General features: G+C 62.7%; 21 protein-coding genes and 1 pseudogene. 5 read left to right on the forward strand and 17 right to left on the reverse strand.

From position 1 onward, the window contains the following. Positions 1-134 precede the first annotated feature (134 nt). Both IPK59_08810 and putA read right to left on the reverse strand, forming a co-directional pair. Entirely contained in the window at positions 135-464 is a 330-nt protein-coding gene (locus tag IPK59_08810) for a hypothetical protein (protein ID MBK8158842.1), read from the reverse strand. Further along, positions 448-3464, reverse strand: a pseudogene (gene putA / locus IPK59_08815) (bifunctional proline dehydrogenase/L-glutamate gamma-semialdehyde dehydrogenase PutA). Before putA ends, IPK59_08810 begins: the two are co-directional and overlap by 17 nt. Before the next feature lie 186 nt (positions 3465-3650). On the opposite strand from putA, the gene IPK59_08820 reads away from it, so the two are divergent. After that, positions 3651-4526, forward strand: coding sequence for an alpha/beta hydrolase (locus tag IPK59_08820; GenBank protein ID MBK8158843.1), 876 nt, complete (start codon positions 3651-3653; stop codon positions 4524-4526). A 19-nt stretch (positions 4527-4545) separates the two neighbouring features. Here IPK59_08820 and IPK59_08825 read toward each other — a convergent pair whose 3' ends face one another. The 11 genes from IPK59_08825 to IPK59_08875 all read right to left on the reverse strand — a co-directional run bounded on the left by IPK59_08825 (position 4546) and on the right by IPK59_08875 (position 12750). Then, positions 4546-4893, reverse strand: a complete 348-nt coding sequence (locus tag IPK59_08825; protein ID MBK8158844.1) for a hypothetical protein — start codon at positions 4891-4893, stop codon at positions 4546-4548. 8 nt (positions 4894-4901) lie between these two features. Beyond that, positions 4902-5186, reverse strand: coding sequence for a hypothetical protein (locus IPK59_08830; protein MBK8158845.1), 285 nt, complete (start codon positions 5184-5186; stop codon positions 4902-4904). 229 nt (positions 5187-5415) lie between these two features. Beyond that, positions 5416-5649, reverse strand: coding sequence for a creatininase family protein (locus IPK59_08835; GenBank protein ID MBK8158846.1), 234 nt, complete (start codon positions 5647-5649; stop codon positions 5416-5418). Continuing rightward, positions 5538-6164 carry a creatininase family protein gene (locus tag IPK59_08840; GenBank protein ID MBK8158847.1) on the reverse strand — a complete coding sequence of 209 codons (627 nt, stop codon included), beginning with the start codon at positions 6162-6164 and terminating at the stop codon, positions 5538-5540. Before IPK59_08840 ends, IPK59_08835 begins: the two co-directional genes overlap by 112 nt. A gap of 38 nt (positions 6165-6202) precedes the next feature. After that, the gene (locus tag IPK59_08845) at positions 6203-7213 is read right to left on the reverse strand and encodes a sterol desaturase family protein (GenBank protein ID MBK8158848.1); all 1011 of its coding nucleotides are present in this window, start codon (positions 7211-7213) and stop codon (positions 6203-6205) included. Positions 7214-7333: 120 nt separating this feature from the next. Then, positions 7334-8236 carry a hypothetical protein gene (locus IPK59_08850; GenBank protein MBK8158849.1) on the reverse strand — a complete coding sequence of 301 codons (903 nt, stop codon included), beginning with the start codon at positions 8234-8236 and terminating at the stop codon, positions 7334-7336. A gap of 74 nt (positions 8237-8310) precedes the next feature. After that, positions 8311-9786 (reverse strand): Asp-tRNA(Asn)/Glu-tRNA(Gln) amidotransferase subunit GatB, encoded by a 1476-nt coding sequence (gene gatB / locus IPK59_08855; GenBank protein MBK8158850.1) that lies wholly within the window; start codon positions 9784-9786, stop codon positions 8311-8313. 5 nt (positions 9787-9791) lie between these two features. Beyond that, positions 9792-11261 (reverse strand): Asp-tRNA(Asn)/Glu-tRNA(Gln) amidotransferase subunit GatA, encoded by a 1470-nt coding sequence (gene gatA / locus IPK59_08860; GenBank protein MBK8158851.1) that lies wholly within the window; start codon positions 11259-11261, stop codon positions 9792-9794. Between the two features lie 10 nt (positions 11262-11271). After that, positions 11272-11559, reverse strand: coding sequence for an Asp-tRNA(Asn)/Glu-tRNA(Gln) amidotransferase subunit GatC (gene gatC / locus IPK59_08865; protein ID MBK8158852.1), 288 nt, complete (start codon positions 11557-11559; stop codon positions 11272-11274). Between the two features lie 82 nt (positions 11560-11641). Continuing rightward, positions 11642-12316, reverse strand: coding sequence for a LysE family transporter (locus tag IPK59_08870; protein ID MBK8158853.1), 675 nt, complete (start codon positions 12314-12316; stop codon positions 11642-11644). Then, positions 12316-12750 carry an Lrp/AsnC family transcriptional regulator gene (locus IPK59_08875; protein MBK8158854.1) on the reverse strand — a complete coding sequence of 145 codons (435 nt, stop codon included), beginning with the start codon at positions 12748-12750 and terminating at the stop codon, positions 12316-12318. Before IPK59_08875 ends, IPK59_08870 begins: the two co-directional genes overlap by 1 nt. Positions 12751-12917: 167 nt before the next feature. Between IPK59_08875 and IPK59_08880 the strand changes: the two genes are divergently transcribed. Both IPK59_08880 and IPK59_08885 read left to right on the forward strand, forming a co-directional pair. Next, on the forward strand, positions 12918-13487 hold the full coding sequence (locus tag IPK59_08880; protein ID MBK8158855.1) for a hypothetical protein: 570 nt from the start codon (positions 12918-12920) through the stop codon (positions 13485-13487). 350 nt (positions 13488-13837) lie between these two features. Continuing rightward, positions 13838-16855, forward strand: coding sequence for a PAS domain-containing protein (locus tag IPK59_08885; GenBank protein MBK8158856.1), 3018 nt, complete (start codon positions 13838-13840; stop codon positions 16853-16855). On the opposite strand, the gene ftsH is transcribed toward IPK59_08885, so the two are convergent. From ftsH to glmU, 3 genes are all read right to left on the reverse strand, one after another. Continuing rightward, positions 16852-18663: an ATP-dependent zinc metalloprotease FtsH gene (gene ftsH, locus IPK59_08890; protein ID MBK8158857.1), complete on the reverse strand. Its 1812-nt coding sequence runs from the start codon at positions 18661-18663 to the stop codon at positions 16852-16854. The two genes, IPK59_08885 and ftsH, sit on opposite strands and share 4 nt — an antisense overlap. 103 nt (positions 18664-18766) lie before the next feature. After that, the gene (gene glmS, locus IPK59_08895) at positions 18767-20587 is read right to left on the reverse strand and encodes a glutamine--fructose-6-phosphate transaminase (isomerizing) (protein ID MBK8158858.1); all 1821 of its coding nucleotides are present in this window, start codon (positions 20585-20587) and stop codon (positions 18767-18769) included. 34 nt (positions 20588-20621) lie between these two features. After that, entirely contained in the window at positions 20622-21998 is a 1377-nt protein-coding gene (gene glmU, locus IPK59_08900) for a bifunctional UDP-N-acetylglucosamine diphosphorylase/glucosamine-1-phosphate N-acetyltransferase GlmU (protein MBK8158859.1), read from the reverse strand. 160 nt (positions 21999-22158) lie between these two features. On the opposite strand from glmU, the gene IPK59_08905 reads away from it, so the two are divergent. Together IPK59_08905 and IPK59_08910 are read left to right on the forward strand one after the other, a co-directional pair. Beyond that, the gene (locus IPK59_08905) at positions 22159-22665 is read left to right on the forward strand and encodes an HAD hydrolase-like protein (GenBank protein ID MBK8158860.1); all 507 of its coding nucleotides are present in this window, start codon (positions 22159-22161) and stop codon (positions 22663-22665) included. Further along, positions 22662-22835 carry an HAD hydrolase-like protein gene (locus IPK59_08910; protein MBK8158861.1) on the forward strand — a complete coding sequence of 58 codons (174 nt, stop codon included), beginning with the start codon at positions 22662-22664 and terminating at the stop codon, positions 22833-22835. The genes IPK59_08905 and IPK59_08910 overlap by 4 nt, the downstream gene beginning before the upstream one ends. Here the strand turns inward: IPK59_08910 and IPK59_08915 are convergent. Further along, a complete protein-coding gene (locus tag IPK59_08915; protein ID MBK8158862.1) occupies positions 22826-23401 on the reverse strand; it encodes a DUF3108 domain-containing protein in 576 nt (191 codons plus the stop codon). The two genes, IPK59_08910 and IPK59_08915, sit on opposite strands and share 10 nt — an antisense overlap. Between the last annotated feature and the right edge of the window lie 495 nt (positions 23402-23896).

Genomic DNA, 23896 nt, shown 5'->3' on the forward strand with positions numbered 1-23896 from the left:
TGCTTTTTTGTCACCCCCGCGAAAGCGGGAGTCCATCGACCCGGCAACCCGTTCCATGGATGCCCGCTTTCGCGGGTATGACAAACATAAACAGGAACGAATTATTCGGCATCTCGTACTGACAAATCTTGCTTTCAGAATGACGCTGACATTTCCCGGTCTTCGTGCACGACGATTTGATTGCCCCAGTATCGCAGAACCGCCGGCGCACTTAAAATTAGTTCGTACCAATACACATCCTCCGGATGAGGATCGCCGACTCCCGCTGTCATTCCCGAAAGCACGAGCACGTTGTCTATGGATTCCTTAGTTTCGATAAACCAGCTACGCTTGTCGCCCCCAACTCGTACGCTCACACTGTCCTGGTTCGTTTCATCTACCTCGACATAGTAAACGCCGCGACCATTTCCAAAGCAAATTGACCGCAGTCCAAATGGCGCTAGTTCGTCATCGCCATATTCCATCCCAAGCACCCTCTTCCTCCAGGCTCAGCAGGCTCGCATTGCCACCGGCCGCCGTCGTGTCAATGGTGAGCGTACGTTCAGTCGCAAACCGGTACAGGTAATGCGGCCCGCCGGCCTTGGGGCCGGTGCCGGAGAGACCCTCGCCGCCGAATGGCTGCACGCCGACCACCGCGCCGATCATGTTGCGATTGACGTAAGTATTGCCAACTCGCAGCCGCTCAGCGATGTACTTGACCTTGCCGTCGATACGGCTGTGGATGCCAAGCGTCAGGCCATAGCCGGTGGCATTGATCGAGGCCAGGACATCATCGAGCTTGTCGGCAGCGTAATGCACCACATGCAGCACCGGGCCGAACACTTCGCGCTGCAGGCGCGCGAGACCGTCGATGCGATAGGCGACGGGGGCGAAGAAATGCCCCTTGCCGCAATCCTTATCCAGACCCACGCGGTAGATGAGCTTGCCTTCACGCTCCATGCGTTGGGCATGGGCATCCAGCACCGATTTAGCCTCGGCATCGATCACCGGCCCGATATCGGTCTTGAGTTGCGCCGGGTCGCCGACCCGCAGCTCCGCCATGGCGCCCGACAGCATTTCCTCCAGCTTCGGGCCGATATCCTGCTGCACGAACAACACGCGCAAGGCAGAGCAGCGCTGTCCGGCACTCTGGAATGATGAGATCAGCACATCGCGCACCACCTGTTCGGGGAGCGCCGACGAATCGACGATCATCGCATTCTGCCCGCCGGTCTCGGCGATGAGCGGGACGATCGGCCCGTCCTTGGCCGCCAGGGTGCGGTTGATGAGGCGGGCCGTTTCCGTCGAGCCCGTGAAGGCGACGCCGGCAATGCGCGGATCGCGCGTCAGCGGCGCACCCACATTCGGGCCGTCGCCCGGCAGCAGATGAAGGACATCGCCCGGAATGCCGGCCAGATGCAGCAGCTTCACCGCAAGGGCGGCGATCAGCGGCGTCTGCTCGGCGGGCTTGGCGATGACGCAGTTGCCGGCGGCAAGGGCGGCACTCACTTGGCCCATGAAGATCGCCAGCGGGAAGTTCCAGGGCGAGATGCAGGCAAACACGCACAAAGCGCGATGATCTCGCCGCGACGTGTTTCCATCAGGTCCGCGGCTCGGTCTAGGCAGGCGGCACGCGTCTGGGCGGGTGTGGCCGCCCAGTCCGGAAAGGCGCGCGACGCGCGCGCAACGGCGTCATCGACATCGGCCTGGGTTGCCTGGACGACCTTGCCGATGACCTGATGAATGTCCGCCGGGTTGGCGACGCTCTCGGCCTTGCCGGTCTTCTCGGCACCGCCGATGATCGGGCCGGACGTCACTGGGTTGGCGGCTGCCCTGGTAACTTCTGCTGCCAGAGCCTGCATCACCTCCGGATCGGTGAGATCGATTCCGGCCGAATTCTTACGCTCGGCCCCAAACATATTGCGCGGCTGCGGAATGCCCGGATGCGGCTTCGTCTTCAGCTTGCGTACTTGCATGATCGGATCGGCGACGATGGCGTCCAGGGGCGCCTTCTCATCGACGATGCGGTTGACGAACGACGTGTTGGCGCCGTTCTCCAGCAGGCGGCGCACCAGATAGGCCAGCAGGTCTTCGTGGCTGCCGACCGGCGCATAGACGCGGCAGGGAATGCCCATCGCCTCCGCCGGCGTCACCTGGTCGTAAAGCGGCTCGCCCATGCCATGCAGCCGCTGGAACTCCAGCTTCTCCCGCGCCGCCGCCTCGCCGCCCGCCATCTCGATGACGGCCGCCAGGGTATGTGCGTTGTGGGTCGCGAACATCGGATAGAAGGCCTGCCCGTCCGACAGCAGCCGCCTGGCACACGCAAGATAGGAGACATCGGTCGAGACCTTGCGGGTGAAGACCGGGTAATCTGGGAGGCCACGCTCCTGGCTCCATTTCACCTCGCTATCCCAATAGGCGCCCTTGACCAAGCGCACCATCAGCCGGCGCCGGTTGCGGCGCGCGCAATCGGCCAGCCAGTCGATGAGCGGCAGGCAGCGTTTCTGATAGGCCTGGATGGCAAGGCCGAGACCGTCCCAATCCTTCAGGGAGGGATCGCCCGCCACCGCTTCGATGATATCGAGCGAGAGGTCGAGCCGGTCGGCCTCCTCGGCGTCGATGGTGCAGCCGATGCCGGCCTTTTTGGCCGCCTGGGCCAGCGCCACGACCCGCGGCACCAGTTCGTTCATGACGCGGTCTTCTTGCGCGAATTCATAACGCGGATGGATGGCCGAGAGCTTGATCGAGATGCCGGGGCCGGCGATGATGCCTTTGCCTTTCGACGCCTTGCCGATGGCCGCAATGGCATTGACGTAGGACGTGAAATAGCGCTCCGCATCCTTCATGGTGCGGGCGGCTTCGCCCAGCATGTCGTAGGAATAGCGATAACCGCGTTTTTCGGCGGCTTCGGCGCGGTCGGTTGCCTCGCCGATGTCGCGCCCCATGACGAATTGCTTGCCGAGGATCTTCATCGCCTGGGTCACCGCCTGGCGGATCACTGGCTCGCCGCTGCGCGCCACCAGCCGCTTCAAGACACCCCTGAGATCGCTGCTCGTCTGGTCGAGTTGCATGATGCGGCCCGTGAGCATCAAGGCCCAGGTCGAGGCGTTGACGAACATCGAATCCGATTCACCCAGATGCGCCGCGAAATCGGCATCCTTCAACTTGTCACGGATGAGCTGGTTGGCGGTCTCGTTGTCGGGGATGCGCAGCAAGGCCTCGGCAAGGCACATCAGCACGACACCTTCCCGGGATGACAGCTCATAAGCATGCATGAAGGCATCGATGCCGCCCTGCCCCACCCGGTTGCGGCGCACTTCTTCCACGAGCGCACGTGCCCGTGCCGCGATCCGGTCCTGGGTTTCGGCCGGCAGCTCCGCCTGGCCGAGGAGCATTTCGACGATGCCGGTCTCGTCGGCCCGGTAATGGGCCCGCAGGCGCTGGCGCAAGGTCGTCGGTTCAGTGGCTGGAGCAGCGAGGATCATCGACATGATGGCAATGAGAAACCTTGAAATACCCAGGGGATTCGACGGCGGAAATCAATCCTGGGAGGGGTTGACCGGGAATCGCGGCGCACAGTCTAATCCGTTCCGCGGCAGAAGAAAGTGGGCGGGGCCGGCTTTGGACCCGCCGATCCCCCGGGGCGGCTAGAGAAAGCGAGGAGTGGCAGCATGTTCGACGGCTTCAGCCGCTGGCAGGTTCAGCTCAATGACCTCAGTTTCAAGGTCATCAAGGGCGGCGAAGGCAGCCCGGTCGTGCTGCTGCATGGCTATCCGCAATCCCACATCATCTGGCGGCACCTGGCGCCGGTCCTGGCCCGCTCCATGGCCGTGGTCTGCCTCGACCTGAAGGGCTATGGCGACAGCGCCGCCCCGGCGCCTTTGCCGGATTCGACCAATTACTCCAAGCGGCAGATGGCGGCCGAGGTGGTCGAAATCATGAAAATGCTGGGCTACGAGAAGTTCTCGGTGGTCGGCCATGACCGCGGCGCCCGCGTCGCCTACCGCCTGGCCCTGGACTATCCCGACCGGGTCCATCGGCTGGTCCCGCTCGATATCGTGCCCACGGCCGCCTATTGGGAGCAGGCCGACAAGAAATTCACCCTCGGCAGTTTCCATTGGGGGTTCATCGCCCAGCCCAACGACCTGCCGGAGCGCATGATCGGCGCCGATCCCGACTATTGGCTGGACTGGATCATTCGCCATTGGGCGCTCGACATGGCGGCCTTCCCCGACGACGTCATGGCCGAATACAAGCGCTGCTTCCGCCGGCCGGAAGTCATCGCCGCCACCTGTGCCGATTACCGGGCCGGCGCCACCATCGACGATTCCCACGATCTTGCGGATCTTAAGGCAGGCCGCATGATCGATTGCCCGACTCTGGCGCTCTATTCCGGGACCTTTGTCGACGACCAGCGCGATCCCCTCAAGCAATGGCAGCGCTGGGCCAAGAAAGTGACGGTCGAGCGGGTCCAATCCGGGCATTTCATCCCCGAGGAAATCCCCGATCAGATCGTCGGCAAGTTGCGGCAGTTTCTTTTGTCGTGAGATTGCCGGGCGATACGCCTCAGCACCCCTTCATATCCGCCAGTTCGATCAGGCGCTGGTTGCGCTGGCGCAGAACATTCATTTCCTTGTTCGGCTGGTCGCGCAAATCCAGTGTCAGCATGGCCGGCGGCACCATCACGCCGTCGATCACGGTGAAGTGGACGTTGCGCCGATGCACCTGATCGTCGCGTTCGACCAGACGCGCGATCGCCAGCTCATTGGCGCCCGTCTCGCGCAGCAGGTCCATGCAACTCATGTCGGCATCGGTCGGGCGTATGACTTGGGCCAATTTCGGCACTTCGCCGCCGCAGGCGCTCAGCATGACGACAAGCGCCGTTAACAGAATGGTCGGCGTCATGGGACGCATGCGCGGCATCATAGCGGGCTCCACACCTGAGGGTCCGGCCAGCAATTCTCTTTCTGGGCAATATCGATCAGATAGCGCGCGCGCGTCGCCAAAGCGGAGCCCTCGATTTGCTGGGGCGACTGGCCATAGTCGCCCTCGACCGTCTTGTCGATCGCGAACCAGGCCGGCGGAAAGGCCAGGGCAATCCCCATGATCATGTCGTTCTTCTCTTCGGCCCAGACCTGCTCGCGCACCAGCTCGGATTGCGCCGCGTAATTCTCCGCCACTTCCTGGCGGATCTCGTCGCAACTCATATAGCGGTCATAAATGGAGACTTGCGGGACGGGGTGGGTGAGCGCCCGCCGCAACCGCTGGCAACGGCCAGCGTGGCCAGAGCGACAATGGCGAGGTATCGCGGCAGCATCCTGTTCGACATGGTCAATCCCCTGCCCTGGCATCCCGCCTGGGGCCCTATCCGTAACTTGCCTATTTTACGCCAGAAATTAGTTAACACAACCTTACTATCCACAAAGGCTCACACGGTTATGGGCCCAGCAGTAGCCGAATCTGGCGCAAGGCCGCGTCGATTTTCAGCGCCAGCAGCTTCTGCCCACGCGCGGCACTGGCACGTTGGGGTTGTCCATGGACACCATCCGCACCAGCCGCTAGCAGATCCTCACGCACTGCGCGGGGATCGATCGCCAGCAATTCGGAGGTCTCCCGAATCCCGGCATGGGATCCGATTGACGCCGCGTCTTCCCCTCGCTGGTCAGCCAAGGGACTTGGCCGTTGGCGGCATAATAGTCATCGATGGCAAAGACCCGCGCGCCTGTACCGGCGAACGCATCGGTCAAGCGCGCGGCCACCTCGCCTTGCGCCGCCTGATTGCCGCCGGAATCGCCGATGAACAGGACCGTCTTGAAGCCGGTGGCGATGAAGCTGCGCGCCGCCGCCTCCAGCACCTGCGCAAAGACGGGTTCCGGCAGGCTGATCGTGCCGGGGGACAGCATATGACCTTCCGGCGGATCGATGCTTCCCTCCGGCACATAGGCCATGACCGGCGCCACCAATGTCTTGCCGAGACCGCGGGCAATCGCCTTGGCGGTATGGCCAACCACGACATTGTGCTTGCCCAAGACGAGGTGCGCCCCATTCTGCTCCGTCCCGCCGGTGGGGATGATGACGGTGGTCCAGCCTTGCGCAAGACGAGCCGCGACCTCGGCACTGGTCAGGTGCTCAAGCTCAACCTCGGCCGCCATGTCCGCATCGGCCGGCAAGGCCGCGACAAGCATCAGGGCTATACCCACCAGTACGGCTCGGCGCCCCGCTTTCATGACGGCTTGTGCGTCGATTTCGCATCGGCCTGCGCACCGAAACGCGCGATGATGTTGCGGAACGGCAGCAGATAGAGTGCGCCCACCTGATGGAACTGCGGCGCCTCGCCGGAATCGAGGCCGATGGCGAAGGTCTCGCCCCGCGCCGGGATATAGAGCGTGCCGAACATCCAGTCCCATATCGAAAAGATGAAACCCATGTTCTTGTCGAGATGGCGCTTCTCCATGCTGTGATGCACCTGGTGCATCCAGGGACTGACCAAGAGAAAGCTGACGAGGCGCGGATAGGCCATCGGCACATGCGAGTGCCGGAGGTTGAATCCGGCGACATATAACAGGAACATCACGACATTGATGCCCACCACCTGATAGCTCGCGATGGCATCCCCGGTGAGGTAGCCGAACACGGCCAGGGTGATGGCGGTGACGATGTTGGTGAGATTGAAATTGAGGATGATCTCGACCGGATGCATGCGATAGGCCGTAATGGGCGTCATCACCTCAGCCGAATGGTGCACCTTGTGAAATTCCCACAGCACGGGGATGCGGTGATGAAGATAGTGGATCCACCACAGCGCAAGATCGATGGCCAGCACCGTGACGAGCGTGATGATCAGCGTCGTCGAAAAACCGGGGGAGAGGATCGGCGTCTCGACCGGACCGAACGTCGCCACCAGCAGATGGAACAGCGGATTGGCGACGAATACCGGGACGATGACGAAGAACGGCACCGCCAGGAATGACAGGATGCGGTCGATCAGGAAAAACTTGTAATCAGCCACCGCCGAGGGATGCAGATAGATCTGCCTTGGAAAGAGATAGGCCAACAGGCGACGCGGCGTGCCGGCTGGATTCCGCCGTCGGGCGATCGCGTGAACGATGACGGCACACACCAGGCCCGACACCAGATAGAGCACGAAAACGCGCTCCTCCGGATCGATAAAATGCCGGATCGGCTCCAGCGCCGAGACACGCAGTTGCTGCCAGAGATTTTGCCAATAGTCCATGAAAGCGAGATTAGGCCGCCAGGGTGAAGAAAGTGCAAACGCCTTTTTCGCGCCAAAAAGCGTCAAATTGAAGCGATTGGATGGCTGGTGGAGCGATTCCGACCAGGTTGGCTCCGGAAATCAGGCGTAAATCTCGACCCGCGTCTCCGTGATGGTGACCGTCTCGATGGTGATTTCCAGCGATGTGTCGGTCAGCATGCCGCCGTCCAAGCCGTCACCCGGCGGCATGATCAATTGCCCGAGCGCTTCGCGTTGGCCGGCATCGATATCGCCCAGCGCCGCATCGGCCATTTCCTGCATGCGGCGGAAGAAGCGATCATCGTCATCTTCATCGCCCCGTCGCTTGGCCTTGGCGATCTGCGCCGCCAGCGCGATGATTCCCTTGGCTTGGACAACGGCATTCCGCGCATCGCTGCCAAGGTCATGTAGCGCGCGGTAGGATTGCTCCAGCGCCTCCCTGTCTGTATCGACGCGCGGGGCAATCTCCGCCGCCGCTGATCCTGCACTTGCTGGAGAAGTCTGCGCCGCAGCGGTGGCGGCACTCGCCGTCGCCTGTGCGCCGCTGGCCTCGTTCGATACGCCGCTGGCGCCGATGCCTTGTGCCAGATTGCGCGCAGCACTGCCGATCTCGCGCGCGAGGCTCGCCGCCTCGGCTCCAATGCGCCGCAATTGACGGACATCGCCGCTCGCCGCCAGCATCTGCAACTGGCGGCGCAAGCCCTCCAATTTCATCTTGGCCTGGCGCAGCTTCTCGGCCGAGATGTCGCTGTTGTTCCCATCCGCCATCTTTTCCAGGCGCTTGACGATGTCGAGCCTGGGCGCATTCCTGGCAGCCGATTCAGGCGCCAGCCGCCAATAGCTGGCGACCGCGCTCTCATTGCGCTTGAGGGACCAGGTCAACGGATCGGTGCTGGTCCCGGTCTTGGATTTTGAGGTTGGCTGCAGGTTGTGCTGGCTGGCCGTGGCGGCAGCACTGAACTGCCCACGCTGGATGATGTTGAAGATGCCGCCGGCAACGCCCATCGAGATCACCCGCCAAACGCGTTCTCGTAGCCAAATAGTATCGCACAAACGACGGGCCGGCGTAAACCGGCGGGTTATCCCGCCAGTTTCGCCTTCAGCCGGTCGTTCAGCATGGCCGGGTTGGCCTTGCCGCCCATGGCGCGCATGACCTGGCCCACAAAGAAGCCGAACAGCTTGTCCTTGCCGCCCCGGTATTCCGCGACCTTGTCGGCATTGGCCGCCATGATCTTGTCGATCTCTACATCGATGGCGCCCGTATCGAGCACCTGGCGGAGGCCTTTTTCGTCGACGATGGACGCCGCCGATTTGCCCGTTTCGAACATTTCGGTAAAGACATCCTTGGCGATGCGGCCGGAGATCGTGTTGTCCTCGATGAGGCCCACGAGCTCACCCAGCGCAGCAGCCGAGACCGGGCTTTCCGTGATCGACTTCCCGACCGCGTTCAACCGGCCGAACAATTCCGAGGTAAGCCAGTTGGCCGTGAGCTTCGGATCATGCCCCTTGGCTGCGAGCTCGTAAAAGTCAGCCGATTCCTTTTCCGAGACCAGCACGCCGGCATCGTAATCGGAGAGGCCCAGATCCTTCACAAAGCGCGCGCGCTTGGCGTCCGGCAATTCCGGCAAACCGGCTTTCAGGCTTTCCACCCAGGCGGCATCGAGCTTCAACGGCAGCAAGTCGGGATCCGGGAAATAGCGATAGTCATGTGCTTGCTCCTTGGAGCGCATCGCGCGGGTCATGCCCTTGCCCGGATCCCACAAGCGGGTTTCCTGGCGGATGCTGCCGCCTTCCTCGATTACCTCGATCTGGCGGCGTGCTTCGTGCTCGATAGCGGCCGCCACATAGCGGATCGAGTTCACGTTCTTGATCTCGCAGCGCGTGCCCAAGGGATCGCCGACCTTGCGCACCGAGACGTTGACGTCGCAGCGCATTGAGCCTTCGTCCATATTGCCGTCGCAGGTACCCAAGTAACGCAGGATTGAGCGCAGCTTTTTCAAATAAGCAGCGGCCTCCTCCGACGAGCGCATGTCGGGTTCTGAAACGATCTCCATCAAGGCAACACCGGCCCGGTTGAGATCGACATAGGTCTTGGAGGGATGCTGGTCATGGAGGCTCTTGCCGGCATCCTGTTCGAGATGCAGCCGCGTGATTCCGACCTCGCGATGTTCGCCTTCCGCCAGATCCAGTACGATGGTGCCCTTGCCCACGATCGGCTGCAGGAACTGGCTAATCTGATAACCGTTCGGCAGATCGGCGTAGAAGTAGTTCTTCCGGTCGAAGACGGAGACGAGGTTGATCTGCGCCTTGAGGCCCAGACCCGTTTTCACCGCCTGCTCGACGCAGACTTCGTTGATGACTGGCAGCATGCCCGGGAATCCGGCATCGACCAGGCTCACCTGCGTATTGGGCTCGGCGCCAAATTCGGTGGCGGCCCCTGAGAAGAGCTTGGATTTCGAGGTCACCTGCGCATGGACTTCGAGGCCGAGCACGACCTCCCATTTCCCGGTGCGGCCATCGATCAGGTTCTTGTCGTTGATCAAGGTGTCAGTCATATGCATCACACTCCCGCCGGCAGGGCGGTGAAATTGGCGGCCTTTTCCAGGGCCTGGGCAGAACGCAGCAGTGTCTCCTCGTCGAAGGCGCGGCCGATCATCTGCAGCCCCAGGGGCAGGCTTTTGCTGTCCAAGCCCGCCGGCACCGAAATACCCGGCAGGCCGGCGAGGTTCACAGTCACGGTAAAGACATCCTGGAGGTACATCTGGACCGGATCTTCATTGTCATGGAAGCCGAAGGCCGCTGACGGTGTCGAGGGCGTGAGGATCACATCGACATCTTTGAAGGCGTCGGTGAAATCCTTGAGGATGAGGGCGCGAATCTTCTGCGCCTGCAGGTAATAGGCATCGTAATAGCCGGCCGACAGGACATAGGTGCCGATGAGGATGCGGCGCTTCACTTCCTTGCCGAAACCCGCGGCACGGGTCAGCTCATACATCTCATCCAGCGAGTTACCCGGCACGCGCAACCCGAAGCGCACGCCGTCATAGCGCGCGAGGTTGGAGGACGCTTCCGCAGGGGCGATGATGTAATAGGTCGGCAGCGCATATTTGGTATGCGGCAGCGAGATCTCCTTGATCTCGGCACCCTGCGCCTTCAGCCACTCGGCGCCCTTGGCCCAGAGATCGCTGATCTCCTGCGACATGCCGTCGACGCGGTATTCCTTCGGGATGCCGACGCGCAGGCCCCGGATATCGCCGGTGAGGCCCTTGCGGAAATCCGGCACGGCCATTTCAACCGAGGTCGAATCCTTCGGGTCATGCCCCGCCATGACGCTCAGCATGATGGCGCAGTCTTCGACCGAGCGCGCGATGGGACCTGCCTGGTCGAGCGAGGAGGCGAATGCGACGATGCCCCAGCGCGAGCAGCGGCCATAGGTCGGCTTGATGCCGACAGTGCCGGTCAACGCCGCCGGCTGCCTGATCGAACCACCGGTGTCCGTTCCGGTGGCGGCCATGGCGATGCGCGCGGCAACGGCCGCCGACGACCCGCCGGAAGAACCGCCCGGCACCAGATCGGTGTTGTCGCCCCGCCGTTTCCACGGATTGATGACGTTGCCGTAATAGGACGTCTTGTTGCTGGAGCCCATCGCGAATTCATCGAGATTGAGCTTGCCCAGCATGACCGCACCGGCATCGAACAGCTTGCTGGTCACCGTCGATTCATAGGTCGGCTTGAATCCATCGAGGATATGCGAACCCGCCGTGGTCAGGACGCCTTCGGTGCAGAACAGGTCCTTGATGCCGAGCGGGATGCCGTCGAGGGCGCCCACCTTGCCACCGGATGCGCGGCGCTTGTCGGACGCATCGGCCTTCGCGCGGGCAAGGTCCGGCGTCTCGGTGATATAGGCGTTCAGCCCCTTGGCCGCAGCCATTTTGGTGATATGGGCATCGGTGAGCTCGCGCGCCGAGAATTTCTTGGCCGCCAGCCCGTCGAGGGCACCGGCAATGGTGAGATGTGTCAAATCGCTCATGATGCGCCCCTCACTCGACCACTTTGGGGACGGTAAAGAAGCCATGGGCCGGCTCCGGCGCGTTGGCCAGCACCCTATTGGGATCGCCGCCGTCATTGACTACACCCGGCCGGCGCGGCATGTCGCGCGCCAGCACCCCGGACATCGGCTGGACGCCCTTGGTGTCCACTTCGTTCAGTTGCTCGATCCAGGTCATGATGCCGTTAAGTTCCTGGGCGAGGCCCGGAAGATCGGCTTCGGGCACCCGGATGCGGGCCAAAGTGGCGATGTTGGCGACGGTCTTGCTGTCCAGTGACATGGCGTGGGATCAGTCCAATCTTTGCGAAAAACGACGAAATCGGGCCGGAAACTAGCACCCGGGGCAGTATCGGGGCAACCGCTCAAGCACCCCCGAAATAGGTGCCGGCCAGATGCATCAGGGTATAGAAGCCGAACGCCACCAGCAGCCCGCCGGCGATCCGGTTGAGCCAGATGAAGACTGTCTCGGAAATCATGTGGCGGATGAGCCCCACGCCGATTGCCAAAGTGAGCCACCAGCCGGCCGACCCCACGAATACGCCCAGCGTGAGGACCGGCACCATGGGAAGGTCGATCCGGGCCATGCCGGGAACACCGGCAAAAATGGCGATGAAGGACAGGATCGTCACCGGATTGGCCAAGGTCAGCACCAGGGTCTTGGCGAAATCAGCGAGCAGGGTCTGCGGCACTTCCTGATCGTCGGTGGCGATGACCGGCCGCTTGAGGCCGAGATGCACCCCGAAGGCGATGAGGAACAGCCCACCACCCAGTTCGAACCAGGTGCGATAGGCCTCGATCGAACTGCCGCCATCGCCGGAAAAACCAAAGGCACCGATGATCGCAAAAGCGCCGATCGCCGCGAAGATCGTATCAGCGACGGCAGCGCCCAGACCACCGCAAAAGCCCGCCATGCGGCCCTTTTCGAGCGTCAGGCGAATGCACAGCATGCCGATCGGCCCAACCGGCGCCGCCACGGCAAAGCCAATGGCAATGCCCTTCGCCAGCAACAGGATTTCGCGCAGCAACAGGTCCATCATCAACGGCTCTCTCTGCCGGTGGCGGTCGGCAGCACGCGGCTGTCTTTCGGGCTGGAAAGCGCGATGAGGCTCTGTGTGCGCCGGATCCCTGCCAGAGTCTTGATATGATTGTTCAGAAAATCCTCATAGGCACCGGTCGACGCGACACGCACCTTGAGAAGATAGGAAAAATCGCCGGCAATATGGTGACACTCCATCACGGCGGGCACGGCCAGCATGGCTTCAAGAAAAGCGCGCTCCGCCTCCACGCCGCCCACTTCGACCAGGACGAAGACCATCAGACTGAGGTCCAGCGCGGCGGGATCGATCTCGGCACTGATGCGCCGAATGACGCCTTTCGCCCGCAGCCGCTTCAGCCGGTCGTTGATGGTCGAGGCGGACAAGCCCACCCGTTCGCCCAAATCAGCGTAGGCAGAGGTGGCGTCCAGTTGCATCAGGCCGACAATGGCGCGGTCGATTGGGTCAAGCATGTATCTTCAGCCGGAAGTAAATGATCTTTTCCGTATGTAGTTCGATATTTTCCTATTTTCAACATATTTCATGCGGCTTTCACCTTCTTTTTTCCACCCCGCCTTTGTTATGCCAAGATGATCGTTCAAGAATGCGGAAACCGGCGGAGCTGGAAAACGTGACACGAACGCGCGCGCAATGGGTCGGCCAGTTGGCGCGGCTGGCGGTCCTTTCACAGATGCTGTTGGCCGGGCTGGTCATGCCGCTCGCGACCGTTCCCGCGCGCGCTGAAACGCCGACCGATCTTCCGAAACTGGAACCGGAGGCCCTGACGGACCTTGCCCCCGACGCCGTCCCGGTCACGGACCCCGCCGAGATCAGAAAGAAGCTGAACGAGCTCACGATCTATGGCCGCTATTATGATGGCGAGGATTGGATCGAGTATCATCTGGCCGATGGCCGCACGGCCTATTTCGAGAAAGGCTGCACTTATCCTGGCAAATGGTGGCTGGAGAACGGCGAGGTCTGCTACGCCTATCCGACCTATCGCAATGGCGAGCCGAATTGCTTTGTGATGTTCGTCCGCCCGAACGGCGGAATCCAGTTTGTCGCCTTCGGGGCCGATGGTGCCCCCTACATCGCCTCTTCCTCGCTGAAGACGGCGCCGGGCAATGATGCCCATTTGCCCCTTAATGGGGTCAGCCCCTGCCTGAGCGTGTAGCGACCTTTCTGGCCGTCCCTCACAGATGACCGAATTTGCCAACGTTTAGCCCGGAATCACCTTCCGGAGTGTGGCGAAGCGCGCCAATTTCCACCAGATCCACGGCTTCTTCACAAATAGTGTGTCGTTATTGTATGTTTGTGTTGGTTAACAGAACGTTAACATGATACTTTTGACATTAGGGATTAGGTCTTGATTCGTAGGTAAGAGCTTAGGGCCTTGGTGTCGTCTGGATCGGCGTCGACCTGTTGGCGCCGATTTTGTCGGGGGCGCGGGTCGGGGGCTGCCGACCCGCGCCAGGGTCCGGGCGGATGTCTTTTAGGGGGCGTGGCCGTGCCACGGAGGATGATTTGACAGAACCCAGCCTCGGCGAGGCCGGCTCGTTCCGAGACATGATCGCCGCACCTACCGGATCACGACGCGTGCTGTCCGCCGGCCTCATCCTTCTGTCGACGACAGCCCTTGCCAGCCTCGCCCTGCTCGCTGCCACCGATCAGCTCTCCAACAGCGCGTCGCTCGCCATAGGCGCGACTGCGGCCGCCGGCGCCTTGTCCCTGCTGTTTGCCAGGCGCACGGACGCGGTCCAGGCCGCAGCGCCCACGCGCCACGTCCAACCCGACCAGGTGATCGACCGGGCGCAGGCCCTCATTGTCGTGACTGACGGCAAGGGCCAGATGCTGAGCTACAATCAGGCCTGTGCCGAGTTTTCCGGCTATTCCATGGTCGAACTGGCGGATCCGCGGCAGTGGCGGCTCCTTGTGCCACCAGACGAATGGGATGCCGTGCTGGCAGCCGTCGACGGCACGACGGGAAAACCCTTTCCGCGCATCAACGAGAACCATTGGCTGACCAAATCCGGAGAGAAGCGCTTGCTGCGCTGGACCTGCTCGGACATCCGGGACGCATCCGGCCATCTGGCGGCAATCGTCGCCGCCGGCATTGATATCACCGACCTGCGCCGCTCCGAGACACTGGCGCAGCGGTCGGAAAAAGCGCTCCGCCGTGCTCACCGCATTGCCAAGCTCGCCTACTGGAATTGGATACCGACATCGGCTGTCGGCCCCCGCATCCGCGACGATAGCGAGGGCCAGTACAATTACGCCGCTGAGGCGGCCGAGATCTTTGAAATTCCGCTGATCGAGCTCAATCAGGGCGATGACCCGGCCTATGCGGCACTCATTCATCCTGAGGATCGCGCGACGGCCATGGAACGCTATCATGCGTTCATCAGGTCGGATGAAGACCATCTGACCCAGGATTATCGCATCTGCCGCGCAAATGGGAACCATCGCCACATCCGCGTCATCTCCGAAAAGCTGCGCAACGAACACGGTCATATCATCGAGATGACCGGCATCGTCCAGGATCTCACCGAAATCAGGCGCGCCGAACTGGCAATTCAGCAGGTGCAGCTGATCCTGACCGCCGCCCACAAGCTCGCCGGTGTCGGCTATTGGTTCTGGGAAGAAGCCGGTCATCAAAACGATGAATCGAAGGCGCCGACGACCAATTTCCACTATTCGGCCGAAGCCCAGGCCGTAAGCGGTATCACCGAAGAGCAGATGCAGTCGCTCTCGACCGAGGAGTTCTGCCAGCGCTATGTCCACAGCGCCGACCGCGCCCGGGTGACGGAAGCCCTGCTGCGCTTCCGCCGCGGCGAGACGGATCAATACACGGTTGAATACGTCTATCTGCACCCGCAGCTGGGCGAGCGGACCTTGCGATCCGTGGCATTGCGCGAACGCGATGGTGCGGGCGCGGCGCTCCACGCAACGGGCATGATCCATGACATCTCAGACATGCGCCGCGGCGAACACGCACTGCGCGACAAGGAGCATCAGCTGGAGACTGCGCACCATCTGGCGCGCCTCGGTTATTGGTCCTGGTTGAAAGACGACAATGCCCAAAAAGGCGGCATCAAGTCGGCCGTCTGGTCGAAGGAAGCTGCCGCCATCACCGGTATCGACGTCGCGACGGCCGAGGCGGCGATGCTCGACTTCACCTTCGAGCAGCGCTTCCCGCATCCCGACGACCGACTGCGCCTGATGCGGGCGATCGAGGAACTGCGCGATGGCCGGCGCACCGGCTATGACCTTGACTATCGCCTGCGCGGCTCGGATGGGCGGGAAATCTGGCTCCGGTCCCTCGCCCAGCAGATGGTCGATGCCGAGGGTCGGATCATCGGCGCATTTGGGATTATCCAGGATATCAGCGAGCGCAAGAACGCCGAAGCCGATCTGCGTCGCGCCCATCAAAGCCTTGCCAATGCGCAGCGCATCGCCCATGTCGGCAATTGGTCGCGCGTCATGGCTACCGGCGAGGTTACCTGCTCGGATGAAGTCTATCGCATTTTCGGCCTCGAACCCGGCAGCGTTGCCCTGACATTCGAACGGATGCTGGACATCGCGCATCCCGAGGACCGAGCGCGCCTCGCCCGGCATATCCAGGAAACGACGGAAAAGCCCGCACCGTTTCAGATCGAGCACCGCATCATCCTGCCCGGCAATGAGGTCAGGTTCGTGCGGCAGCAGGGCGAGCCGATGCTGGACAGCGATGCGAAGCTGGTCCGCCTTGAAGGCATCGTCCTGGACATAACCGACATCAAGGCACGCGAAAAGGCGCTCAACCAGGCGCGCATCCGCGCCGAGACGGCGGACCGCGCCAAGACCGAGTTCCTGGCCAATATGAGCCACGAACTGCGTACACCGCTCAACGCCGTTATCGGCTTTTCCGATGTGCTGGCGCAGCAATTGCTGGGGCCGGTTCCCGACAGCTATAATGAAAGCATCGAAGCGATCCGCAGCAGCGGCAAGCACCTTCTCGAGATCATCAGCGATCTCCTGGAAATGTCGCGCATCGAAAGCGGCGAACGCTATTTGCAGGAAGCACCCTTCGACGTACGCGCGGCGATCCAGGCCTGCAGCCAGCATTTCAGCAACCAGGCAAAGCGCGACGGTATCGCGCTTTCGATCGACCAAACGGGAAAGCTGCCTGTCCTGCTGGGAGAGGAACGTGCCTTCAAGCAGATCCTCGGCAACCTGTTGTCGAATGCCCTGAAGTTCACGCCGCGACATGGTCAGGTGACCATCACCGCCACCAACGACACCGATGCCGGGCTGCTGATCGCCGTGTCCGACACCGGCAAGGGGATAGATCCCCTGTTGCTGCCGCAATTGGGCAAGCCGTTCGCGCAAGGGGAAAACAGCCTGTCGCGTCGCTATGGCGGGGTCGGCCTTGGTCTTGCCATCAGCCGACGCCTGATGAATTTGCACAATGGGCGCCTTGAGATCACCAGCGCACCGGGAGCCGGCACGCGTGTCATCATGATCTTCCCGCCGGAACGCCTGCTCTCTGAAAACACCCGCTAGGCAGCGAGCAGCGCACGCAACTCGTCGCCGCTCAGCGTTTCCTTCTCCAGCAGCGACTGCGCCATCCGCTCAAGCAGCGGACGTTTTGCCGTCAGCATCTGCAGCGCCTTCTGGAAGGCCTGCTCGATCAGGTCGCGCACGGCAAGATCGATCTCCCGGGCCGTCTGCTCGCTGAACTGCCGGGGCGCACCGAACGGCGTCTGCGGCACGCCCAGATAGGTCTGCGGCGCGTCCTCGAGCGCTACCTGGCCGAGCGCCGCGTTCATGCCGAAGCGCATCACCATGCTGCGTGCGATATCCGTCACCTTGACCAGATCATCCGACGCGCCGGTCGACAGTTCGTCGAAGATCAGCTTCTCGGCGGCGCGGCCACCCAGCAGCACGATCATCCTGTTCTCCAGCTCGGCGCGCGTCATCAGATAGCGGTCCTCGGTCGGCCGCTGGATGGTGTAGCCGAGCGAACCGATGCCGCGCGGGATGATCGAAACCTTATGCACGGTCTCGTTGCCGGGAATGGAGAGTGCCAGCAGGGCGTGGCCAATCTCGTGATGGGCGACGATCCTGCGTTCCTGCAGGTTGAGCAGCCGGTTACGCTTTTCGAGCCCGGCCACGATGCGTTCGATCGCCGCAGTGAAATCCGCCGCGGTGACATTCTCGCCGCCACGGCGGGTGGCGAGCAGCGTCGCCTCGTTGACCAGGTTCGCAAGATCCGCCCCGGTGAATCCAGGCGTAAGCCCGGCAATGTCCTCGGGCTTCACATCGGGACCGAGCTTCGCCTTCTTGAGATGGACATTGAGAATCTGCACGCGACCGACCCGGTCCGGCTTGTCGACCAGCACCTGCCGGTCGAAACGACCGGCGCGCAGCAAAGCCGGATCCAGAATCTCCGGTCGGTTGGTGGCGCCCAACAGCACCAGCCCGCGACTGGGGTCGAATCCATCGAGTTCAGCGAGCAATTGATTGAGCGTCTGTTCCTTCTCGTCATGCCCGCCACCGAAGGGAAACGCACCCCGCGCCCGCCCCAGTGCGTCCAGTTCGTCGATGAAGATGATCGCCGGCGCATTGGCGCGCGCCTGCTCGAACAGATCCCGCACCCGGGCCGCACCAACGCCGACGAACATCTCGACGAATTCCGACCCGCTGATCGAAAAGAACGGCACGCCGGCTTCGCCCGCGACGGCGCGCGCCAGCAATGTCTTGCCGGTCCCCGGTGGCCCCACCAGCAGGATGCCCTTCGGCATGCGCCCGCCCAGCCGGCCATACTTGTCCGGGTTCTTCAGGAAGTTGACGATCTCTTCCAACTCGGCCTTGGCTTCGTCGACGCCGGCCACATCGGCAAAGGTGACCTTGGTGTCGGTCTCGACGAAGATCTTGGCGCGGCTCTTGCCGATGGTCATGAACCCGCCGCCAAACCCTGCCTTGTCCGCGAATTTGCGGAACACCAGCGCCCAGATGCCGAAAAAGATGAGGGCCGGTGCCACCCATGAAAGGATGTTGCGCAACAGAGAATCTTCGCTGGCCCCCGTGACGACCACGCCATGATCGGCCAGTTCCGCGGCGATCTGCGGGTCGACCCGCGTCGTCACGAATTGCTGCGCCCGCGCCTCGGGGGTCTCGCGCAACGTGCCTTGTATGTAGTTCTGGCTGACGGTGACTTCGGCGATCTTGCCATCCTGCAACAGCTTCTGGAACTCGCTATAGGGCAGGACTTCGACGGCCAGAAACTGCGCCAGGAAGTACTGGGCAGCGAAAACGCCAAGGACGGCAACGACTAAATACCAAGTATGGAACTGTGCCTTCTTGTCCATGCCGCCACGCGCCCCGCGAATGATCCCTGTGCGCCCGCATGCTGCGCGCTTAGGCTCACCGGGTCAAGGCGAGCACACCACCGTGTCACATGGTGCAAAGGCACTATTCGACGGTGACGCTCTTTGCCAAATTGCGCGGCTGGTCGACATCTGTCCCCTTGGCCACAGCCGCGTGATAGGCGAGAAGCTGCACCGGGATGGTGTAGAGGATCGGCGAAACGAAGGGATCGACCTTCGGCAGTTCCACCACCGCCATCGCCTGGCCTCCCAGCTTCTTGACACCATCGGCATCGGACAGGAACACCACGCGACCGCCGCGAGCCATGACTTCCTGCAGGTTCGAGAAGGTCTTATCGAACAGCTCGTCGGTTGGCGCCACGACGATGACCGGGACATTTTCATCGATCAGCGCGATCGGCCCGTGCTTCATCTCGCCGGCGGCATAGCCTTCGGCATGGATGTAGGAAATTTCCTTGAGCTTGAGCGCGCCTTCCAGGGCAATCGGATAGGAGGTGCCGCGACCCAGGAAAAGCACATCCCGCGCTTCCGCCACCTTGAGGGCGATTTCATGAAGATGCGCATCGTGGTTGAGGATCTCGGCGACGCGTGCCGGTACCTCGGTCAACGCGGTCGACAGTTCCGCCTCGCGCGCCGCATCGATGGCGCCGCGTGCCCGTGCCGCGGCCAGCGCAAAACAGGCCAGCACCACCAGCTGCGTCGAGAAGGCCTTGGTCGAAGCAACGCCGATCTCCGGCCCGGCCAGGGTATGAAGCACGAGATCGCTTTCGCGGCCGATGGTGCTTTCCGGCACGTTGAGGACCGAGATTACCTTCTGGCCGAGCGACTTCGCATAGCGGAGTGCTGCCAGCGTGTCCGCCGTCTCGCCGGACTGAGAGATCACCAGCATGGCACCGTTCGGGTCCATCGGCGCCTGCCGATAGCGGAATTCCGAGGCGACATCGAGTTCGACCGGCAGCCGCGCCAGGCTCTCCAGCCAATATTTGGCGACGAATCCGGCAAGATGCGCCGTCCCGCAGGCAACGATGGTGAGACGCGTGACCGTGGCAAGATCAATGGGCAGCGGCGGCAATTCAATGCGCCGCTCCAGCGGGTTCATGAAGGCCTGCAACGTGTCGCCGATGACGGTCGGTTGCTCGGCGATCTCCTTCATCATGAAATGGCGGTAATTGCCCTTGCCGATGAGGGCGCCGGAGAGCGCCGTCTGCGTCACGTCGCGATTGACCCGGCGACCGTCATTGTAGATGACGGCGCCGTCCATCGAGAGAACCGCCCAATCATCTTCCTCGAGATAGCAGATGCGGTTGGTGAAGGGAGCGAGCGCCATCGCATCCGAGCCCAGGAACATCTCGCCATCGCCATAACCGACCGCGAGCGGCGATCCGCGCCGCGCCCCGACGATGATATCGGGCCGGTCGGCGAACAGGATGGCCAAAGAGAAGGCACCGTGCAGCTTGCCCATGGCGCGTTCCATCGCCTGTTCCGGGCTGTGGCCATGTTCGAGATAGTGGGTCAGCAGATGCGCCACCACTTCGGTGTCGGTATCGGTGGTGAATTTCTTGCCGAGCTGGCCGAGCTCCTCGCGCAGTTCCTGGAAATTCTCGATGATGCCGTTATGCACGATGGCGACCTTGTCGGTCGCATGCGGATGCGCGTTGTTCTCGGAGGGGCGGCCATGGGTCGCCCAGCGCGTGTGGCCGATGCCGATGGTGCCGGGTAGCGGCTGCTTCTCGAGGACGGCGCCAAGATTGCCGAGCTTGCCTTCGGCACGGCGGCGCTCGATGCGGCCATCGACCAGCGTCGCGATGCCGGCAGAATCATAGCCGCGATATTCGAGCCGCTTCAGGCCATCGAACAGCAAGGGTGTGACTTGCGCCTTGCCGATGATACCGACGATACCGCACATAAGTTCTGGCTCCCGCTCGTTCCGACGATCCCGCTTATTGGCGGGTCTTGTCCTGTTTCAGCTTCTGGCGCTGGGCGCGGAAATCGCGCGCCCGACCGGCACGCGAGACCTGCTCGCCGCGCGCCACGGCGATGGCATCCGCCTCGACGTCCCGCGTGATGACGCTGCCGGCGCCGATGATGGCGCCATCGCCCACTTTAACCGGCGCCACCAGCGCCGAGTTTGAGCCGATGAAGGCGCCTTCGCCGATCACGGTGCGCGCCTTCATATAGCCGTCGTAATTGCAGGTGATGGTGCCGGCGCCGATATTGCTTTTGGCGCCGATATCGGCATCGCCGAGATAGCTGAGGTGATTGGCCTTGGCGCCTTTCCCCAGCACAGAATTCTTCACCTCGACGAAATTGCCGACATGCGCATCCGTCCCGATCTCGCTGCCTGGCCGCAACCGTGCAAAGGGACCGATCACCGCACCGCTCTCGATCCGCGCCCCTTCAATATGGCAGAAGGCGCGGATCTCGACATCATCGGCGACGCTGACGCCGGGGCCGAAGAAGACATGGGGGCCGATCACCACGTCGCGGCCCATTTTTGTATCCGCCGCGAAGAACACGGATTTAGGATCGGTCAACGTCGCACCTTCGTCCATCGCCAGCGCGCGGCGCTGATCCTGGAACAGGCTTTCGGCAATGGCGAGTTCGGCGCGGCTGTTGACGCCCATCAGTTCCGCTTCCGGCGCCTCGACCACGGCACAGGCCCGGCCATCGCGGCGCGCCAGTTCGACGATATCGGTGAGGTAATACTCGCCATTGGCATTCTTGTTGTCGACGCGGTCGATGAGCGACCACAGCACCTTGCCGTCAATTGCCATGACACCGGAATTGCACAGGGTCACGGCACGTTCCGCCTCGCTCGCTTCCTTCCATTCGACGATGCGGTCGAGGGCGCCATTTTGGTCGAGGATGAGCCGGCCGTATTTCGCGGGATCCGCCGGCCGCATCCCCAGCACCACCACGGCCGGGTTGTCGGCACCCTGCCGGCGCGCCACCAGGCTGGCCAAGGTCGCGGTCGAGATGAACGGGCTGTCGCCATAGAGCACCAGCACCGTGCCGGTGAATGTGCCCAACGCCTGCCGTGCGCAACCGACCGCATGGCCGGTCCCCAGCTGGTCGGCCTGGATCGCCACCGGCAAGGGCGCCACCTCCGCAGCCACCTGGTCCATGCCCGGTGCCACGACAACGACATTGGGCTGGCTGCCCAAAGGTTTCAGATTGGCCAGCACATGGCCGATCATGGTTCGCCCGGCGATGCGATGCATCACCTTGGGCAAGGCCGATTTCATGCGCGTGCCCTTGCCGGCGGCAAGGATGATGGCGCCAGTGCGATTTTCGGTGCGAGCGTCGGTGCGAGACATGGAATGGACCGATCCTGAAATCTATAAAGCGCCGCGGAAATGCCCCCAACGGCGCCCTGGCTTGCGATTGGGGGGAAAATGCCATATCCACCGCCGGCAATCCAATCCCAAGATGCCGCTCGCAACTTGGGCTCAGGATACAGGGCAAAAGGGCGGAATTATGGCGTGGCGGCGGTATCTGGTATTCGATCTCGACGGCACACTGATCGATTCGGCACCCGATATCGCCGATGCGGTCAACACGCTGCTGCAGGAATTGGGCAAGGCGCCCCTGGCGCTTGAGGCCGTGAAATCGATGATCGGCGACGGTGCGCCGGTCCTGCTCGCCCGGGCCCTCAAGGCCGCCGGCAGTCCTCAGACCGCCGGCCAGCTGATGCCCCGCTTCAAGATCCACTACGAGGCTGCGTCAACCAACCGCACCGCCCTTTATCCCAAGGTACGCGAGATCCTGGAAGAGTTCCGCCGCGAGGGCCGCCATCTGGCGCTCTGCACCAACAAGCCCAGCGCCACGACCCGGGTCGTGCTCGATCATTTTGGTCTTTCGGCCCTGTTCCAGTCGATCATCGGCGGCGATTCCCTGAAGGAGCGGAAGCCCGCCCGCGAACCCCTGCCGCCATCACCCAGGCGGGTGGCGATGCGCTGCGGGCGGCGACGGAAGCGATCATGATCGGCGACAGCCATACCGACCTCGCCACCGCCAAGGCCGGTGGCGTGCCGGCCGTCATCATCCCCTCAGGCTATGGCCAACCGGCCGACCGCGCGACGCAGGGCGACTATCATGAGCTGGCCCGCTTTGCCGATCTCCCGGCACTCTTGGCAAAGCTCGATCAGAACTGAACGTCGACCAAATCGAGGGTCATCAGGCCCAGCGCGTTCTGCGCCTCGATGCGCACCGGGATGGCCGGCAATTGCGGCACGGCCGGCGCCAGCCACAGCCGCGCCGATTGCGGATAGAATTGCGACTGCGCCGCGGCCTGCGAAAAGCCCTGCAGCAATTGCGGCTGCGCCACGCATTCGGTGGCCGATCCGTCGTAATAGGATTGCTGCAACGGGTTGAGGTCGACGAAGCCTGCCTGGCTGAGCTTCAGATCATAGCGGCGCACGCCATCGAACAGCTTGAAGGTCCCCTGGCATTGATGCGTGCTGGCGAACTTCGCGACCAGCGCCACCACGGCACTGGCCGGATCCATCGTGCCATTGGCAAAGCCTTGGGCGGTTGCTTCCTGCGCCTGGCGGGTCAGCGGCTGCGCGTCGATGCCGACCTTGCCGCCGGCGCCATAGGTGAGGGTGACCGCTTCCTGCTTGCCCATGATCTGGGAGACCGAGCTGAACTGCTTGGGTGCCGCCGCCTGATTCTTGAGGGCGCCCTTGGCATTGATGCTGGCGGCATAAGGATGAAACATGCGCAAAGTGCCGGCGGTCTGCCCGTCGGCCGGATAATCCTAACCGCCGTTTTCCAGGCACGGTGCCGGCGGGAAGGGTGACAGTGGTGGTGAGCGAGAAGACTGGCAGGCCCGCCATGTAGCCGGCATAGGTCAGGGTCACTGGCCGCGACGCCTGGGCGGCGGGAACGCGGAACGCGCGCTCACCCACGCCAAGCAGGGCGACAGCGAAAACCGTCGCCGCCAGCAGCAGCGTTTTGGGCGCCGGCGATCTCGAAAAATAACGCATTGATTGGCCTCGACGATTCAGGGGAGCAGGACTTATGAACTCGGCTCCTGGCGGCCACCTGTCAAGGCCGCCTTGGCCGGATCACGGCAGAGTGACTGTAACCCTTGCGACGCCGATACGATCCATGGGGCCAAGGTCCACCCGGCACGATCCAATTGACAGGTCGGGGGGCTGAGGCTAAACAACGCCCCTTGACGCCAGCGGCCGCCTTTTCTCGTTCGGCCGCA

Source organism: Rhodospirillaceae bacterium (assembly GCA_016712715.1).
Classification (GTDB): Bacteria; Pseudomonadota; Alphaproteobacteria; order Dongiales; family Dongiaceae; genus Dongia.

Excerpts from the sequence above, each read along its gene's own strand:
- IPK59_08820 (MBK8158843.1), top strand. The coding sequence starts at position 3,651 with ATGTTCGACGGCTTCAGCCGCTGGCAGGTTCAGCTCAATGACCTCAGT.
- glmU (MBK8158859.1), bottom strand. The coding sequence starts at position 21,998 with ATGTCTCGCACCGACGCTCGCACCGAAAATCGCACTGGCGCCATCATC.
- IPK59_08825 (MBK8158844.1), bottom strand. The coding sequence starts at position 4,893 with ATGCGTCCCATGACGCCGACCATTCTGTTAACGGCGCTTGTCGTCATG.
- glmS (MBK8158858.1), bottom strand. The coding sequence starts at position 20,587 with ATGTGCGGTATCGTCGGTATCATCGGCAAGGCGCAAGTCACACCCTTG.
- gatB (MBK8158850.1), bottom strand. The coding sequence starts at position 9,786 with ATGACTGACACCTTGATCAACGACAAGAACCTGATCGATGGCCGCACC.
- IPK59_08850 (MBK8158849.1), bottom strand. The coding sequence starts at position 8,236 with ATGGGCGTTGCCGGCGGCATCTTCAACATCATCCAGCGTGGGCAGTTC.
- IPK59_08840 (MBK8158847.1), bottom strand. The coding sequence starts at position 6,164 with ATGCTTGTCGCGGCCTTGCCGGCCGATGCGGACATGGCGGCCGAGGTT.
- gatA (MBK8158851.1), bottom strand. The coding sequence starts at position 11,261 with ATGAGCGATTTGACACATCTCACCATTGCCGGTGCCCTCGACGGGCTG.
- IPK59_08910 (MBK8158861.1), top strand. The coding sequence starts at position 22,662 with ATGATCGGCGACAGCCATACCGACCTCGCCACCGCCAAGGCCGGTGGC.
- IPK59_08880 (MBK8158855.1), top strand. The coding sequence starts at position 12,918 with ATGCGGAAACCGGCGGAGCTGGAAAACGTGACACGAACGCGCGCGCAA.
- IPK59_08830 (MBK8158845.1), bottom strand. The coding sequence starts at position 5,186 with ATGAGTTGCGACGAGATCCGCCAGGAAGTGGCGGAGAATTACGCGGCG.
- IPK59_08915 (MBK8158862.1), bottom strand. The coding sequence starts at position 23,401 with ATGTTTCATCCTTATGCCGCCAGCATCAATGCCAAGGGCGCCCTCAAG.
- gatC (MBK8158852.1), bottom strand. The coding sequence starts at position 11,559 with ATGTCACTGGACAGCAAGACCGTCGCCAACATCGCCACTTTGGCCCGC.
- ftsH (MBK8158857.1), bottom strand. The coding sequence starts at position 18,663 with ATGGACAAGAAGGCACAGTTCCATACTTGGTATTTAGTCGTTGCCGTC.
- IPK59_08870 (MBK8158853.1), bottom strand. The coding sequence starts at position 12,316 with ATGATGGACCTGTTGCTGCGCGAAATCCTGTTGCTGGCGAAGGGCATT.
- IPK59_08845 (MBK8158848.1), bottom strand. The coding sequence starts at position 7,213 with ATGGACTATTGGCAAAATCTCTGGCAGCAACTGCGTGTCTCGGCGCTG.
- IPK59_08810 (MBK8158842.1), bottom strand. The coding sequence starts at position 464 with ATGGAATATGGCGATGACGAACTAGCGCCATTTGGACTGCGGTCAATT.
- IPK59_08875 (MBK8158854.1), bottom strand. The coding sequence starts at position 12,750 with ATGCAACTGGACGCCACCTCTGCCTACGCTGATTTGGGCGAACGGGTG.
- IPK59_08905 (MBK8158860.1), top strand. The coding sequence starts at position 22,159 with ATGGCGTGGCGGCGGTATCTGGTATTCGATCTCGACGGCACACTGATC.